Source organism: Nocardioides marinisabuli (assembly GCF_013466785.1).
Taxonomy (GTDB): domain Bacteria; phylum Actinomycetota; class Actinomycetes; order Propionibacteriales; family Nocardioidaceae; genus Nocardioides; species Nocardioides marinisabuli.
This window is the reverse complement of the sequence record NZ_CP059163.1, coordinates 3730523-3743960: the sequence shown is the minus strand read 5'-3', so window position 1 is coordinate 3743960 and position 13438 is coordinate 3730523. Positions and strand designations below refer to the sequence as shown.

Sequence of the window (13438 nt, the reverse complement as noted above, 5' to 3'; positions counted from 1 at the left end):
GTGCCCGGGCAGTCAAGCACGCCTCAGGAGACGGAGCGGAAGGGGTCGTGGTCGGCCAGGATCTTGTCGACGCGCGCCTGGTCGAGCCGGCTGACGACCGAGGAGGTCTCCTGGGCGTCGCGCACGCACTTGGCCAGGGTGAAGGCCGAGGTGGTCAGGTAGAGGGTGCCGAGGGCCAGGAAGGCGCGCATCCAGGGGTCGACGGGCAGGTACAGCACCGCGACGACCATGGCGAGCAGGGCCAGGCCGAAGGAGATGCCGGCCTGGGCGTAGAAGGCGCTGGTGGTCTTGTTCTGGGTGGGTTGGCTCATGGGTCCACCCTCGCCCGGCGCCCGGGGACGGCGGACCCGTCGGCGTACGCATCTGCGCTGGGCCCGGGTACTCAACCGGGTTGCTCGGCCAAGCGCAGCAGGTAGCTCGGACGGGTGGCCTGCGCGGGCCGCGCCGCTGGCACAGTGGCCGGCATGGACGACCAGGACCGCACCGACACGATCATCGAGGTGCTCGGCGCCGCCTTCGCCGACCTGATGGAGGCCGACCCCGCCGCCTTCCGCGGCAAGTACCGCAAGATGGCGGCCGACCCGCACTCGTTCTACCGCGGCACGGCCTGCCTGTTCTACGCCGACGTCACCGGGGCCACCGGCGGGTCGGCGGGCTCGCAGGTCTGGAGCGAGGACTTCGCCGACGAGCGCAGCGGACGGATCTGGATCCACGGCGACCTGCACGTCGAGAACTTCGGCACCTACCTCAACTCCGACGGCCGCTTCGTCTTCGACGTCAACGACTTCGACGAGGCCTACCTGGGCCGCTTCACCTGGGACCTGCAGCGCTTCGCCGCGTCGCTGGCGCTCGTGGGCTGGCAGAAGGCGCTGCCCGAGCAGGACGTGCGCGACCTGGTCGAGCGCTACCTGCGGGCCTACCTCGACCAGGTGGACCACTACGTCGAGGCCGCCGACGACTTCGCGCTCTACCTGCACAACACCTCGGGTCCTGTCCACGACGTGCTGCTGGAGGCCCGCGAGCAGCGCCGCACGGACCTGCTGGCGGCCAACACCACGCGCGGGGACGGCGAGCACCGGACCTTCCGCGACGACCCCAGCGTGCGCCGGCTCGGCGACGCCGAGCACGAGAAGGTGGTGCAGGCCTACCGCGACTACCTCGAGACGATCCCCGACGAGCGCCGCTCGCCGCGCGACGTCTTCTACGACCTCCACGACGTCGTCGGCAAGTCCGGCTTCGGCATCGGCAGCGCCGGGCTGCCGGCCTACAACCTGCTGATCGAGGGCCACAGCCAGGCCCTCGACAACGACGTCGTGCTGTCCATGAAGCAGGCCAACGTGCCGGCCGTGAGCCGCTTCGTCGACACGACCGAGGTCGACGACTACTTCGAGCACGAGGGGCACCGCACCGCGGTCAGCCAGCGCGCCCTGCAGGTGCACACCGACCCGCTGCTGGGCTACGCCGCCATCGACGGTGTCGGCTACGTCGTCGCCGAGGTCTCGCCGTACGAGGTCGACCTCGACTGGTCGGGCATCACCGAGCCCGAGCAGATGGCCGAGGTGGTCGAGCTGCTGGGCCGCGCCACCGCCAAGGTGCACTGCGCCTCCGACGAGGACAGCGACCAGGACCTGGTCGACTTCCAGGTCGAGGAGGCCGTGGTCGCCAGCGTGGGGGAGCGGCGCGACGAGCTCGTCGCCTGGGTCACCGACTTCGCCACCACGTACGCCGAGCGGGTGCGCGCCGACCACGCGCTGTTCGTCGAGGCGTTCCGCGAGGGCCGGATCGGGATCTCCTCGACCTAGTCGCCCACGCGCCGGACCGACGCGCCCGGCCCGGGCTCGGCCAGCAGGTGGGCCGGCGCGGCGAAGCCGTCGCGCACGAACCGGAGGTCGATGGCGCGGGCCACCGCCTCGACCCGCTCGGCCGGCACCAGGGCCACGGCGGAGCCACCGAACCCGCCACCGGTCATCCGGGCACCCACGGCCCCGGCCTCCACCGCGGTCTCCACGGCGGCGTCGAGCTCGGGGCAGGAGATCTCGAAGTCGTCACGCATCGAGACGTGCGAGGCCAGGAGGAGCCGCCCGAGCGCCGCGTGGTCGTCGTCGGCGAACGCTTCGACGGTGCGGCGCACGCGCTCGATCTCGGTGGTGATGTGGCGCGCGCGTCGCCGCAGCCGGTCGTCGTCCAGCTCCTCGGCCCGGGCAGGGGTCGCCTCGCGCAGCGACGCGACCCCCAGGCGGCGGGCGGCCTCCTCGCAGTCGGCCCGGCGCTCGCCGTAGCCGCCGTCGACCAGCGCGTGGGAGACCCGGGTGTCGGTGACCAGCAGCCGCAGCCCGCTGGCCGCCAGCCCCAGGTCGACCGGACGCGAGGAGCCGTCGGCGAAGTCGACCAGCAGCGCCGCACCCGCCTCGGCGAGCATCGCCACGGTCTGGTCCATGCCCCCAGTGGGCGCGCCGACCACCTCGGTCTCGGCCCGGATCGCCGCCGCGACGACGCCGGGACGGTGGGTGTCGAGGTCGAGGCCAAGGGCCGCCACGACAGCCGCGGCGACGGCGCACTCGAGGGCCGCCGAGCTGGAGAGTCCGGCGCCGACCGGCACGGTGGAGTCGAGCAGCAGGTCGACGCCCGGTACGGAGAGCGGCTCCACACCCTCCGCGGCGCCGGTGCCGAGGGCCCACAGCACGCCGGCGGCGTACGCCGCCCAGCCCTGCGGCCCGCCGGGTGCGCACCCGGCCACGGTGCCCTCCCAGCCGTGCTCCTGCTGCCGGCTGCGGATCCGCACGACGTCGTCGTCGCGGCGACGCACCGCGGCCCAGGTGGCGTGGGGCAGCGCGACGGGCAGCACGAGCCCCGCGTTGTAGTCGGTGTGCTCGCCCATCAGGTTGACCCGCCCGGGGGCACGGCCGAGCACGTCGGGGGCCGACCCGAACGCCGACTCGAATTCGCGGCGGAGCCGTGCGCGGAGATCGTCGGGGTCACCGGGGGAGAGCCAGGTCATGGCACGACCCTACGCAGGCCGCGACCCACCCGGACTGCGAGGATCGTGTCGTGAACGAGGACGCGAGCCACGACGACCTGGCCGTACTGGCCCACCAGCTCCTGGACCTGGCCCGGCTGGGGCACGCGCAACGTCTGCTGGCCTACGTCGACGCAGGCGTGCCGGTCGACCTCACCGACGCGCAGGGCAACACCCTGCTGATGCTCGCGGCGTACCACGGCCACGCGGCGGTCGTGCGGGGCCTGGCCGAGCGCGGTGCTGACGTCGACGCCCTCAACGACCGCGGCCAGTCGCCGCTGGCCGGGGCCGTCTTCAAGGACGAGCAGGCGGTAGTGGAGGCCCTGGTCGCCCTCGGCGCCGACCCGGACGCGGGCGCGCCGACCGCGCGGGAGACCGCGCAGATGTTCGGCCGCACCCTCTGAGCCTGGAGGACCGACTGGACCTCGTGCGTCGCGCCCGCTCGATCCGGCGAGGTCAGCGCCGTTCGGTCTCCCCAGCCAGGACGCGTCACGCTCGTGGCCATTGACGTGCGCGGCCCCGGACGTAGCTGCGGGCGACCATGGTGCCGCCGACGATGGTCGCCACGTAGCCTGCGCGTCGGCGCGCGCTGATCTGCCGCTTCGCTCGCGCCACTGCGGACAGGCGAATGCATGCCCCGATGCTTCAGCACGACAGCGGCATGTCTCGACACCAGCAGTCCGATGCGAAGGAACAGATGAACCTGTCTCAGGTGGATGAGAAGCTGCTTCGCCGACGGGTCTTTGCTGCTCCGCCCCTGGTTGCCCTGCCGATCGCTGCCATAGCGGCCTGGGCGCTGTGGGGAAAGGTGCTGACCCTCGTGGCACTCGCTCTTCCTGCGTTCTTCTACGCGAGTGGACTGGTGGGCGGGATGTTGGTGGCGATCGAGAAGAACGACACCGAGTCGCAACCCCCCAGGTGGGGATTGCTCGTCGTTCCGGCGAGCATCTTCATCTTCTTCGCGGCAGGACGGGTGGCCTCACCCTTGGCCAACGCTCTTGCGGCGTCCGTTGTCGTTCTGCCCATGCTGGGCTGGTACTCCGTCCGGGCAGCTCGTGAGCTGGGGCGACGGAAGCAGTCAGGGACGCGATAGCGCGTGGCCACCCCGGCCAGGGCCGTTCTTGATCCCCTCACCTGCCGCGGCCGCTGCTGCTCGTTCCCGTCATCGGCTCCTTCGTACGGCTGAGTGCAGCGCGTGGGCTGCGGGAGGCACCGGTTGGCGCTAGGAGCTCTGGGCGGCCAGCCGGGGGAACAACCGAGCTGAACGACGAGGTCCGTCCGCCTCTCCCGCGACCGGGAGCCAGAACGGTTGCTGACTCACCGCCCGGCGCGGCGCCGTAGGGTCGCCACCGTGCGCTTCCTCAACGACGCGGCCCCGCCGCACGAGCTGACCTACGACGACGTGTTCATGGTGCCGGGGCACTCCTCGGTGGCCAGCCGCTACGACGTCGACCTCGCGACCAGCGACGGCACCGGCGCGACCATCCCGGTCGTGGTGGCCAACATGACCGCGATCGCCGGGCGCCGGATGGCCGAGACCGTCGCGCGCCGCGGCGGCATGGTCGTGGTGCCGCAGGACATCCCCGCCCCCGTGGTCAAGGAGGTGGTGGCGTTCGTCAAGAGCCGGCACCTGGTCCTCGACACCCCGATCGAGCTCGCACCGCACCAGACGGTCGCCGAGGCCCTCTCCCTGATGCCCAAGCGGGCCCACCGGGCCGCCGTCGTGGTCGACGAGGGCCGGCCGGTCGGGGTGGTGTCGGTGCAGGACTGCACCGACGTCGACCGGTTCGCCCAGGTGCACCAGGTCATGACCCGCACGCCGGTGACGATCAGCGACGACACCGACCCGCGCACCGCCTTCGACGCGATCGACGCCGCGCGGGCGCCGCTCGCGGTGGCGGTGGCGCCCGACGGCACCCTCACCGGGGTCCTGACCCGGGCCGGGGCCCTGCGGGCCACCCTCTACACCCCGGCGGTCGACGAGCGGGGCGGGCTGCGCGTCGCGGCCGCCGTCGGCGTCAACGGCGACGTCGGCGCCAAGGCCGAGCACCTGCTCTCCGCCGGCGTCGACACCCTGGTGGTCGACACCGCCCACGGCCACCAGGACCGGATGATCGAGGCGCTGCGCGCCGTCCGCGCGCTCGACCCGCAGGTCCCGGTCGTGGCCGGCAACGTCGTCGACGCGGGCGGCACCCGGGCCCTGCTCGCCGCCGGCGCCGACATCGTCAAGGTCGGTGTCGGGCCGGGTGCGATGTGCACGACCCGGATGATGACCGGCGTCGGGCGCCCCCAGTTCTCGGCGGTCCTGGAGTGCGCCGCGACCGCCCGCGAGGCCGGCGGGCACGTGTGGGCCGACGGCGGGGTGCGCCACCCTCGCGACGTCGCCCTGGCCCTGGCCGCCGGCGCCTCGAGCGTGATGATCGGCTCGTGGTTCGCGGGCACCCACGAGTCGCCGGGCGACCTGGTCGAGGACGGCGGCCGCTCCTACAAGGTGTCCTTCGGCATGGCCTCGGCGCGCGCCGTCGCGAACCGGACGTCGGGGGAGTCGGCGTACGACCGAGCCCGCAAGGGTCTCTACGAGGAGGGCATCTCGTCCTCGCGGATGTACCTCGACCCGCAGCGCCCCGGGGTCGAGGACCTGGTCGACGAGATCTGCTCGGGGGTGCGCTCGGCCTGCACCTACGCGGGCGCCTCGTCGCTGGAGGAGCTGCACGAGCGCGCCGTGGTGGGCGTGCAGTCGGCCGCCGGCTACACCGAGGGCCGCCCGCTGGCGACCTCCTGGTAGCCGTTGGTGGGGGCTTGGTGGGGTGCTGGAGGGGTGGTCAGCCCCGCGAGGAGTTCGCGGTGCGCCCGCGCACGATGCCGATGAAGGTCTGCACCCGCGGGTCCTCGTTGTCGGTGCGCCACACCAGGCCCACCGTGGTGCCCTCGAGGTCGTGCACGGGGCGGTAGGTGACGTCCTTGCGCTGGTGGAGCCGGGCGACCGACATCGGCACCAGCAGCACCCCGGTGCCGGCGGCCACCGTCTCGACGGCCTCCTTGATGCTCATCGGCGGCCAGTCGAGCTGCGGGGCGCGGGGCGTCCAGCCGGAGACGTGCGGCGCGACGAGCTGCTCGTCGGCCAGGTCCTCGGTGCCGACCTCCTCGACGACGGTCGCGACGTGCTCGTGGCCGACGACCGCGACCACGCGCTCCTCGTAGAGCTTGATGCAGTGCAGACCGTCGCGGTCGACGGGCAGCCGGGCCAGCACCACGTCGACCTCACCGGAGCGAACCAGCCGCTCCTGCTGGTCCTCCTCCACGCGCACGAGCTCGAGGGGGTCGCGCGAGCGGTCGCGCCAGGTGCGCGCCCACTTGTCGGGGGTGGCGCCGGTGACGAAGCCGACGCGGAAGGGAACAGGCACCGCACGAGACTAGCGGCGGGACCTCCTCCACTCCTAAGGGTGAAAGACGCGCCAGGACGTTTGACGCTGCCGGTCTAGGGTCAAGAGACAGGTGTCGCGGGCCCGGCGCCCGTACGGAGCACTTACGCAGCTGTTCCCGACCGGGCCGGGCCGGCGGCGCACGTCCGGCACGACGAGGAGAGCACTGCATGGACCCCTGGGTGCCGCTGGCCCCGCACGCCGTCGCCCCGCACGAGCCGTGGCAGCAGCGCGTGCGCGACGCGCTCGGCACCCTCAAGCGCGGTGACCTCGTCGGCCACCTCGAGCTCGCGGCCGCGCTCGGACCTGCGGCCCCACGCCCGGCCGGCGGCGCGACCCGCGGCCTGTGGGAGCTCCTCGCCACCCTGGGGGCCCACGACCTCCAGCTCGCGCGCGCCGTCGAGCCCCACCTCGACGCCCTGGCGATCCTCGACGAGGCCGGCTCCGGCGCCCCGACGGGCAGCACCTGGGGGGTCTTCGCCGCCGAGGGCCCGGGGGCGCGCCTGACCGCCCGCCCCGCGGGCGAGGGTTGGGTGCTGGAGGGCACCAAGCCGTGGTGCTCGCTGGCCGCGCACCTGAGCCACGCGCTCGTCACGGCCTGGGTCGACGACGAGACGCGCGGCCTCTTCGCCCTCGACCTGCGCGGCCCGGGCGTGCGGACCGCCGGCGCCGACGGCTCCTGGGTGCCGCGGGGGCTCCCCGACATCGTCAGCACCGCCATCGAGGTCGACGGCGCCGGCGCCACGGCGGTCGGCGGCCCCGGTTGGTACCTGCGCCGCGACGGCTTCGCCTGGGGAGGCATCGGCGTCGCCGCCGTCTGGTACGGCGGCGCGGTGGGGCTGGCCCGCCGCCTCGCGCGGCCCGCCGGCCGTCCGCTCGACCAGGTGGGGCACCTGCACCTCGGCCTGGTCGACCAGCACCTCACCGCGGCCCGGGCGACGCTGGCCGAGGCCGCCGCGCTGGTCGACGCCGGCACCGTGTCCGGCCACGAGGCCGCTGCGCTGGCCACCCGGGTGCGCTCGGTGGTGGCCGCGGCGGCCGAGGGGGTGCTGGCCTCCTGCGAGCACGCCCTGGGTCCCGGGCCCCAGGTCGGCGACGCGGCGTACGCCGCCGGGTTGGCCGACCTGCGCCTCTACCTGCGCCAGCACCACGCCGAGCGCGACCTGGCCGCGCTGGGGCGCGGCAGCGACGAGCACGGAGCCTGGTGGTCGCGGTGACGGCGGCCTTCCGGCACGACTCGCCGGGCACCCCGGCGAGCGCCTGGCACGAGGACCGGCGGTGGTCCGCGCTGCCGCTGCTCGAGCTCAGCGCCCGCGACGGGCGTCGGCTCGAGCGGGTCGTGGTCGTGGCCGCCCACCCCGACGACGAGTCCCTGGGCGCCGCCGGCCTGATGACGCGGCTGCTGGTCCTGCCCGACGAGCAGCGTCCTGAGATCGAGGTGGTGCTCCTGACCGCCGGGGAGCGCAGCCACCCCGCCTCGCCCACGCACTCGAGGGAGCGCCTGGCCGAGCTCCGTCTGGAGGAGTCGCGCGCGGCGGTGCTCGCGCTCGGCGGGGCCGCCGAGCAGGTGGCGCTGACCTGCTGGGGCTCGGCAGACGGGGCCGTCGCCGACGACGAGGCCCGCTGGACCGAGCGCCTCGCGACGCTGATCGGCGACGGCAGCCGCACCCTGCTCGTGGGGCCCTGGCGCCACGACGGGCACCCCGACCACGACGCGGCGGGCCGGATCTGTGCCGCGGCCGCCCGGCGTACCGGGGCCCGGCTGCTGGAGTACCCGATCTGGTTCTGGCACCGCGCACAGCCGCAGGACGCCCCGTGGGTCGACCTGCGTCGGCTGCCGCTCGACCCGGCCGCGTGCACGGCCAAGCGCGAGGCGGTGCACTGCCACACCACGCAGGTCCGCCCGCTCTCGGAGGCGCCCGGCGACGAGACCCTGCTGCTGACCGGCATGCTCGCGCACTTCCTGGGCGAGCAGGAGGTCTTCGTCGAGGCCCCCGCCCGCGACGAGACGCTCGACGCCCTGCACCGCGAGGTGGAGGAGCCCTGGGGCGCCGACACCCGCTGGTACGAGGAGCGCAAGCGCGCCCTCGCGCTGGCGATGCTGCCCGACCGGCGCCACGGCCGCGTGCTCGAGGTCGGGTGCTCGACCGGCGTGCTGACCCGGGAGCTGGCCGGGCGCTGCGAGGAGGTGCTCGCCGTCGACTCCAGCCCGGCCGCGGTCGCCGCGGCCCGGCGACGCAACGACGACCTGCCGCACGTCGAGGTGCAGCAGCGGCTGCTGCCCGAGGACTGGCCGGACGGTCGGTACGACGTCGTGGTGGTCAGCGAGGTCGGCTACTTCCTGAGCCCCGTCGACCTCGACTCCCTGGTCCGGCAGGTCGCCAACGGGCTGACCCGGGACGGTGTGGTGCTGCTGGCCCACTGGCGGCACCCGGTGCAGGGGTGGCCGCTCGACGGTGCCGCCGTGCACCGCGCGTTCGAGGCCCTGCCCGGGTGGAGCCGGCTCGCGCAGTACCAGGACCGCGACGTCGAGCTGCTGCTGCTCGGGCCTCCCAGCCGGATGCCGGACCCGACCGCGTGAGCGGCGTCGAGTCGTTCGTGGTGGTCGTCCCCGTCCACGACGAGCAGGAGGTGCTGGGTGCCTGCCTGGCCTCGGTGGCCGCGTCGGCCGAGGCGCTGCGCGCCGGGACAGCGCTCGCGCCGCGCCTGGAGGTCGTGGTGGTGCTCGACGCCTGCACCGACGCCAGCGCCGAGGTGGCCGCGACCCACGGCGTGCGGGTCGTCACCACGGCCGCACGGTGCGTCGGTACGGCGCGCGCCCTGGGCGTCGAGGCGGCCGCCCGGGGCCTGCCGGCCCGGCCCGACCGGGTCTGGGTGGCCACGACCGACGCCGACACCCAGGTGCCGACCTCCTGGCTGGCCGACCACCTGGCCGCCGCCGAGGGCGGCCACGACCTGCTGGTCGGGCCCGTGCTGCCCGACCCCGACGGGCTGGACGCACCGGTCCTGGCCGCCTGGCACGAGCGGCACCGCAGCGGCCACCTGCACGTGCACGGCGCCAACCTCGGCGTCCGCCTGTCGGCGTACCTCGAGGTCGGCGGCTTCGGCGACCTCAGCACCGGCGAGGACGTCGCCCTGGTCCGGGCGCTGCTGGAGCGGGGAGTCTCCACGGTGCGCCAGGGCCGCCCGGTCGTCACGTCGGCGCGCGAGCGGGGCCGGGCCCCCGACGGGTTCGCCGGCTACCTGCGGGCGCTGCGGCTGGCGGTGGCCGAGGGCGCCTCGGCGTGACCCAGCAGACCCAGCAGACCCAGCAGATCCGGCAGGCTCAGCAGCCGAGGTCGGTCAGGTCGTCGTCGCGCAAGGTGCGCCGGGCGGCGTCGAGCCGGTAGGCGGAGCAGTAGTAGAAGCTGAGGTGCTCGTCGCGCCGCAGCCGCACCGGCGTCCAGGTGCCGCCGCCGGTGGGCTCGAGGTAGTCGACGCGCGGACGCAGCAGCGCCCTCGGTCCGCCCCGGTGCTTGAGGTAGCGGTCCAGCCAGCGCTGCACGGTGACGCTGGTCAGCGCCTGGCCCCACCGGCTGGCCGGCAGCACCAGCGGGATGTCGGTGTACTCCAGGTGGGTCGAGGCACGGGGGACCAGCATCATCGAGTCGACGCCCGCCGCGTCCCAGGCGTCCCAGCCGGTCGCCCGCTCGCGGGCCGGGTCGGGCCCCTCGGGAGACGGCTGGGGGGAGATCGAGCTGCCGCCCGAGAGCAGCCACGGGGAGACGGCGAAGCCGTACTCCGACTGGATCCCGAGCGCCGGCACCACCGGGGTCACCTCGTCGTCGCCGGAGGTGGAGCCGAGCTTGTCGAGGGCCACCACGGTGGCCACCCGCCGGTCCACGGCCTGCACCTGCGAGACCGCCGCGGCCCCGAGCGAGTGGCCGATGACCGCGATCCTGCGGTCGCGACCGGGGGTGAAGGGGCGTCGGTCGCGCCGGCGGTCCAGCAGCCGGTGGAAGGGGTTGGCGGCGTCCACGCGAGCACCCTCGCTGCCGGGGTTGGCGTAGGGCCGCCGCGGGGTGGAGAGCAGGAAGGACAGCGCGTCGCGGGTGCCCACCTCGAAGTTGGCCTGCTGCTGGAACGGGACGCCCGGGCAGCCGGTCATCTCGCCGGTCACCTCCCCGGGGAGGGGGTCGGCGGTGGGGTCGCAGAACGGGAACACCGACCCCTCGGGGTGCGGGAACGTCTCGCTGCCGCCCTGGCCCTGCACGTCGTAGCTCAGCACGACGTAGCCGCGCTCGGCCAGGTCCTGGCCGAGCCACTCGTACATGCTCTCGGAGCCCTGCACCGAACCCGGGGTGATCACCACGCCGGGGAACGGGCCACGCAGGCGGCGGCCGGTGTAGGGGTCGCGGGCGCGCTCGGCGGGCGCCCACACGGTGCCGCGCAGCAGGGCGCCGTACCGGTTGGTGAACGCGACGCGCTGCGAGCTACCCCGGGTCTCCGACCAGGAGGCGCGCAGCGGGTTGCCGACGTCCCAGCCGGGCACCAGGTTGCCGGCGGTGAGCGCGGGGCGGGTCGGTTCGGCGACCTGGGTCAGCAGCTGCGCGACGCTGGTCAGGCTGCTCTGCGTGACGAGGGCCGGCAGGTAGGCGGGGTTGCGCAGCTGGCCGCCCTCGCCCTGGATCCGGCCGTAGGCGTCGGCGACGTTCTGGAGGTCGCGCTGCACGTAGGCGGGGGAGCCGGGTGCGGGGTCGTCGGCGCTCGCGGTGGCGGGCGCGGTCGCGCCCAGGCCCAGCAGCGCAGGGACGGTGAGCAGGGCGAGCAGGCGTGAGCGGGGCACGTGGGGCTCAACGACCCGGGCGGTGCCGGGGTACGCCGCTCGGCTCAGGGGAGGTGGACCGTGCCGCCCCCGTCGCGGGTGCGGGCCAGGAGGTCCTGGCGCGAGAGCGACCAGTGCCCGCAGTCGCACCAGGCCGGTACCTCGTCGACGACCAGGGGACCGGGCTCGAGCAGGTCGGTGAAGGTGTGCCCCGGGCCACCACCGTCGTGCGCGGTGTCGACGAAGTCCTTGGAGCCGTGGGCGTGCGGCCCTGTCGGGGCCTGGTAGACCAGCCCGGCCCGGGTGTCGTAGACGGCCGCGAGGTGGTGGGCGTGACGGCACTGGACGTTGAGGACCCGGTGGTCGGTGGTCCGGGTCAGGACGTTGGTCAGGTCGGCCATCGCCTGCTCGGCCTTCGTGCGGCTGTCGGGTTCCGGGCTCATCCGTCCACCGTGCCCGCGCGTCCCGGCCGGGGCCAGGGGCGAACGACCCCTGGCCAGGGACCTTGGCCAGCAAGCCTGACCAGGGAGTTGCAAAATGAAGAAAAGGCCCCGTGGAGCCGGGGCCCTTCCAGTGTCCGAGGGGGGACTTGAACCCCCACGCCCTAATACGGGCACTAGCACCTCAAGCTAGCGCGTCTGCCTATTCCGCCACCCGGACGAGTGCGGTGGAACAGTAACAAAGCAGGGGCCGAAACCTCGCATCGGCCCCGTCGGCCCAGCGTACGCCGTGTCCCCAGGGGTCCCCAGGGGCCCGGCGTCCCTCGCGCCCCACCCGTCACGGGGTGGACAGCCACCGTCGCGGTGCCATGCTGGAGCCATGTCGACCCCCGCCGAGGACCCCCGCCCGGAGAGCAGCCCGCAGACCGACGCACCGCGCGGCTACGACCCTGCTGCGGAGGTGGTGGAGATCTGTCGGGACCTGATCCGCATCGACACCTCCAACTACGGCGACCAGGAGGGGCCGGGGGAGCGCAAGGCCGCCGAGCACGTCGCGGCGCTGCTCGACGAGGTCGGCATCGCCTCGCAGCTCTTCGAGTCCGAGCCGGGGCGCACCAGCGTGGTCGCGCGCTGGGGCGGCACCGAGGGCGACGCACTGCTGCTGCACGGCCACCTCGACGTCGTGCCGGCCGCGGCCGAGGACTGGCAGGTGCACCCGTTCTCCGGCGAGGTGCAGGACGGCTACGTCTGGGGTCGCGGAGCGGTCGACATGAAGGACTTCGACGCGATGCTGCTCAGCGTCGTGCGCGCCCGCCAGCGGGCCGGACGGATCCCCTCGCGGCCGATCGTGCTGTGCTTCACCGCCGACGAGGAGGCCGGCGGCCACAAGGGGGCCGAGATCCTCGTGCGCGACCACCCCGAGCTCTTCGAGGGCGTGACCGAGGCCGTCGGCGAGGTCGGCGGCTTCTCGGTGACGGTGCGTGGTCGCCGGATGTACCTGGTCGAGGCCGCCGAGAAGGGGATGGCCTGGATGCGCCTGACCGCCCGCGGTCGCGCCGGGCACGGCTCGATGCTCAACACCGACAACGCGGTCTCGCGGCTGACCGCCGCCGTGGCGCGCATCGGCGCCCACGACTGGCCGGTGCGGCTGACCCCCACGATGGAGGTGCTGCTGGCCAGCGTCGGCGACCTCGCCGGGGTGCAGGCCACCCCCGAGAACGCACCGGACCTGATCGAGGAGTTCGGCGGCGCGGCACGCATGCTCGGCGCGGTCATCTCCAACACCACCAACCCGACCATGCTGCAGGCCGGCTACAAGGTGAACGTCATCCCCACCGAGGCCACCGCGCACGTCGACGGCCGCTTCCTGCCCGGGTTCGAGGACGAGTTCTTCGCCACCTTGGCCGAGCTCGTCGGCGAGGGTGTCGAGATCGAGCACCTCTCCCACCAGCAGCCCTGGGAGACGCCGTACGACGGCGACCTGGTGCGCGCCATGAACCGCTCGATCCTCAGCGAGGACCCCGGGGGCATCGTGGCGCCGTACCTGATGAGCGGCGGCACCGACGCCAAGCACTTCCGCAAGCTCGGGATGCGCTCCTACGGTTTCGCCCCGCTGCGCCTGCCCGCCGACCTCGACTTCACCGCGCTGTTCCACGGTGTCGACGAGCGGGTGCCGGTCGACGCGCTCGAGTTCGGTGCCCGCGTCTTCGACACGTTCCTCGACGACGTCTGAGCCCGCAAGGTCCTCCGGGCCGGC

The 13438-nt window shown here is 74.3% G+C and carries 13 protein-coding genes and 1 tRNA gene; 8 read left to right on the top strand and 6 right to left on the bottom strand.

The genetic code is table 11. From position 1 onward, the window contains the following. Positions 1–23: 23 nt before the first annotated feature. On the bottom strand, positions 24–311 hold the full coding sequence (locus tag H0S66_RS18020) for a YiaA/YiaB family inner membrane protein (RefSeq protein ID WP_179616584.1): 288 nt from the start codon (positions 309–311) through the stop codon (positions 24–26). A gap of 153 nt (positions 312–464) precedes the next feature. Between H0S66_RS18020 and H0S66_RS18015 the strand changes: the two genes are divergently transcribed. Next, a complete protein-coding gene (locus H0S66_RS18015; RefSeq protein ID WP_179616583.1) occupies positions 465–1802 on the top strand; it encodes a DUF2252 domain-containing protein in 1338 nt (445 codons plus the stop codon). Here H0S66_RS18015 and galK read toward each other — a convergent pair. Next, complete coding sequence (galK, locus tag H0S66_RS18010; protein ID WP_179616582.1) at positions 1799–2998, bottom strand: galactokinase; 1200 nt, start codon at positions 2996–2998, stop codon at positions 1799–1801. The genes H0S66_RS18015 and galK overlap by 4 nt on opposite strands. Before the next feature lie 50 nt (positions 2999–3048). Between galK and H0S66_RS18005 the strand changes: the two genes are divergently transcribed. From H0S66_RS18005 to H0S66_RS17995, 3 genes are all read left to right on the top strand, one after another. Beyond that, the gene (locus H0S66_RS18005) at positions 3049–3420 is read left to right on the top strand and encodes an ankyrin repeat domain-containing protein (protein ID WP_179616581.1); all 372 of its coding nucleotides are present in this window, start codon (positions 3049–3051) and stop codon (positions 3418–3420) included. Between the two features lie 236 nt (positions 3421–3656). Continuing rightward, positions 3657–4109 (top strand): hypothetical protein, encoded by a 453-nt coding sequence (locus tag H0S66_RS18000; protein WP_179616580.1) that lies wholly within the window; start codon positions 3657–3659, stop codon positions 4107–4109. 258 nt (positions 4110–4367) lie between these two features. Next, positions 4368–5801: a GuaB1 family IMP dehydrogenase-related protein gene (locus tag H0S66_RS17995; protein ID WP_179616579.1), complete on the top strand. Its 1434-nt coding sequence runs from the start codon at positions 4368–4370 to the stop codon at positions 5799–5801. Between the two features lie 37 nt (positions 5802–5838). Here the strand turns inward: H0S66_RS17995 and H0S66_RS17990 are convergent, their stop codons facing one another. Then, on the bottom strand, positions 5839–6420 hold the full coding sequence (locus H0S66_RS17990) for a LysR family substrate-binding domain-containing protein (RefSeq protein WP_179616578.1): 582 nt from the start codon (positions 6418–6420) through the stop codon (positions 5839–5841). A gap of 188 nt (positions 6421–6608) precedes the next feature. Here H0S66_RS17990 and H0S66_RS17985 point away from each other — a divergent pair, with 188 nt between their 5' ends. Genes H0S66_RS17985 through H0S66_RS17975 form a run of 3 tightly spaced genes read left to right on the top strand, consistent with a single transcriptional unit; the run spans position 6609 to position 9726 of the window. After that, entirely contained in the window at positions 6609–7655 is a 1047-nt protein-coding gene (locus H0S66_RS17985) for an acyl-CoA dehydrogenase family protein (RefSeq protein WP_179616577.1), read from the top strand. Next, a complete protein-coding gene (locus tag H0S66_RS17980; protein ID WP_180923684.1) occupies positions 7643–9019 on the top strand; it encodes a bifunctional PIG-L family deacetylase/class I SAM-dependent methyltransferase in 1377 nt (458 codons plus the stop codon). The genes H0S66_RS17985 and H0S66_RS17980 overlap by 13 nt, the downstream gene beginning before the upstream one ends. Next, positions 9016–9726, top strand: a complete 711-nt coding sequence (locus H0S66_RS17975; RefSeq protein ID WP_179616575.1) for a glycosyltransferase family 2 protein — start codon at positions 9016–9018, stop codon at positions 9724–9726. Before H0S66_RS17980 ends, H0S66_RS17975 begins: the two co-directional genes overlap by 4 nt. A 37-nt stretch (positions 9727–9763) precedes the next feature. Here the strand turns inward: H0S66_RS17975 and H0S66_RS17970 are convergent, their stop codons facing one another. From H0S66_RS17970 to H0S66_RS17960, 3 genes are all read right to left on the bottom strand, one after another. Beyond that, entirely contained in the window at positions 9764–11263 is a 1500-nt protein-coding gene (locus H0S66_RS17970; RefSeq protein WP_258016977.1) for an alpha/beta hydrolase family protein, read from the bottom strand. Between the two features lie 44 nt (positions 11264–11307). Beyond that, positions 11308–11685, bottom strand: a complete 378-nt coding sequence (locus H0S66_RS17965) for a hypothetical protein (protein ID WP_218876368.1) — start codon at positions 11683–11685, stop codon at positions 11308–11310. Between the two features lie 131 nt (positions 11686–11816). Then, positions 11817–11902: transfer RNA gene (locus H0S66_RS17960), tRNA-Leu, on the bottom strand. A 159-nt stretch (positions 11903–12061) separates the two neighbouring features. On the opposite strand from H0S66_RS17960, the gene H0S66_RS17955 reads away from it, so the two are divergent. Then, entirely contained in the window at positions 12062–13414 is a 1353-nt protein-coding gene (locus H0S66_RS17955; protein WP_179616574.1) for a M20/M25/M40 family metallo-hydrolase, read from the top strand. Positions 13415–13438: the final 24 nt, after the last annotated feature.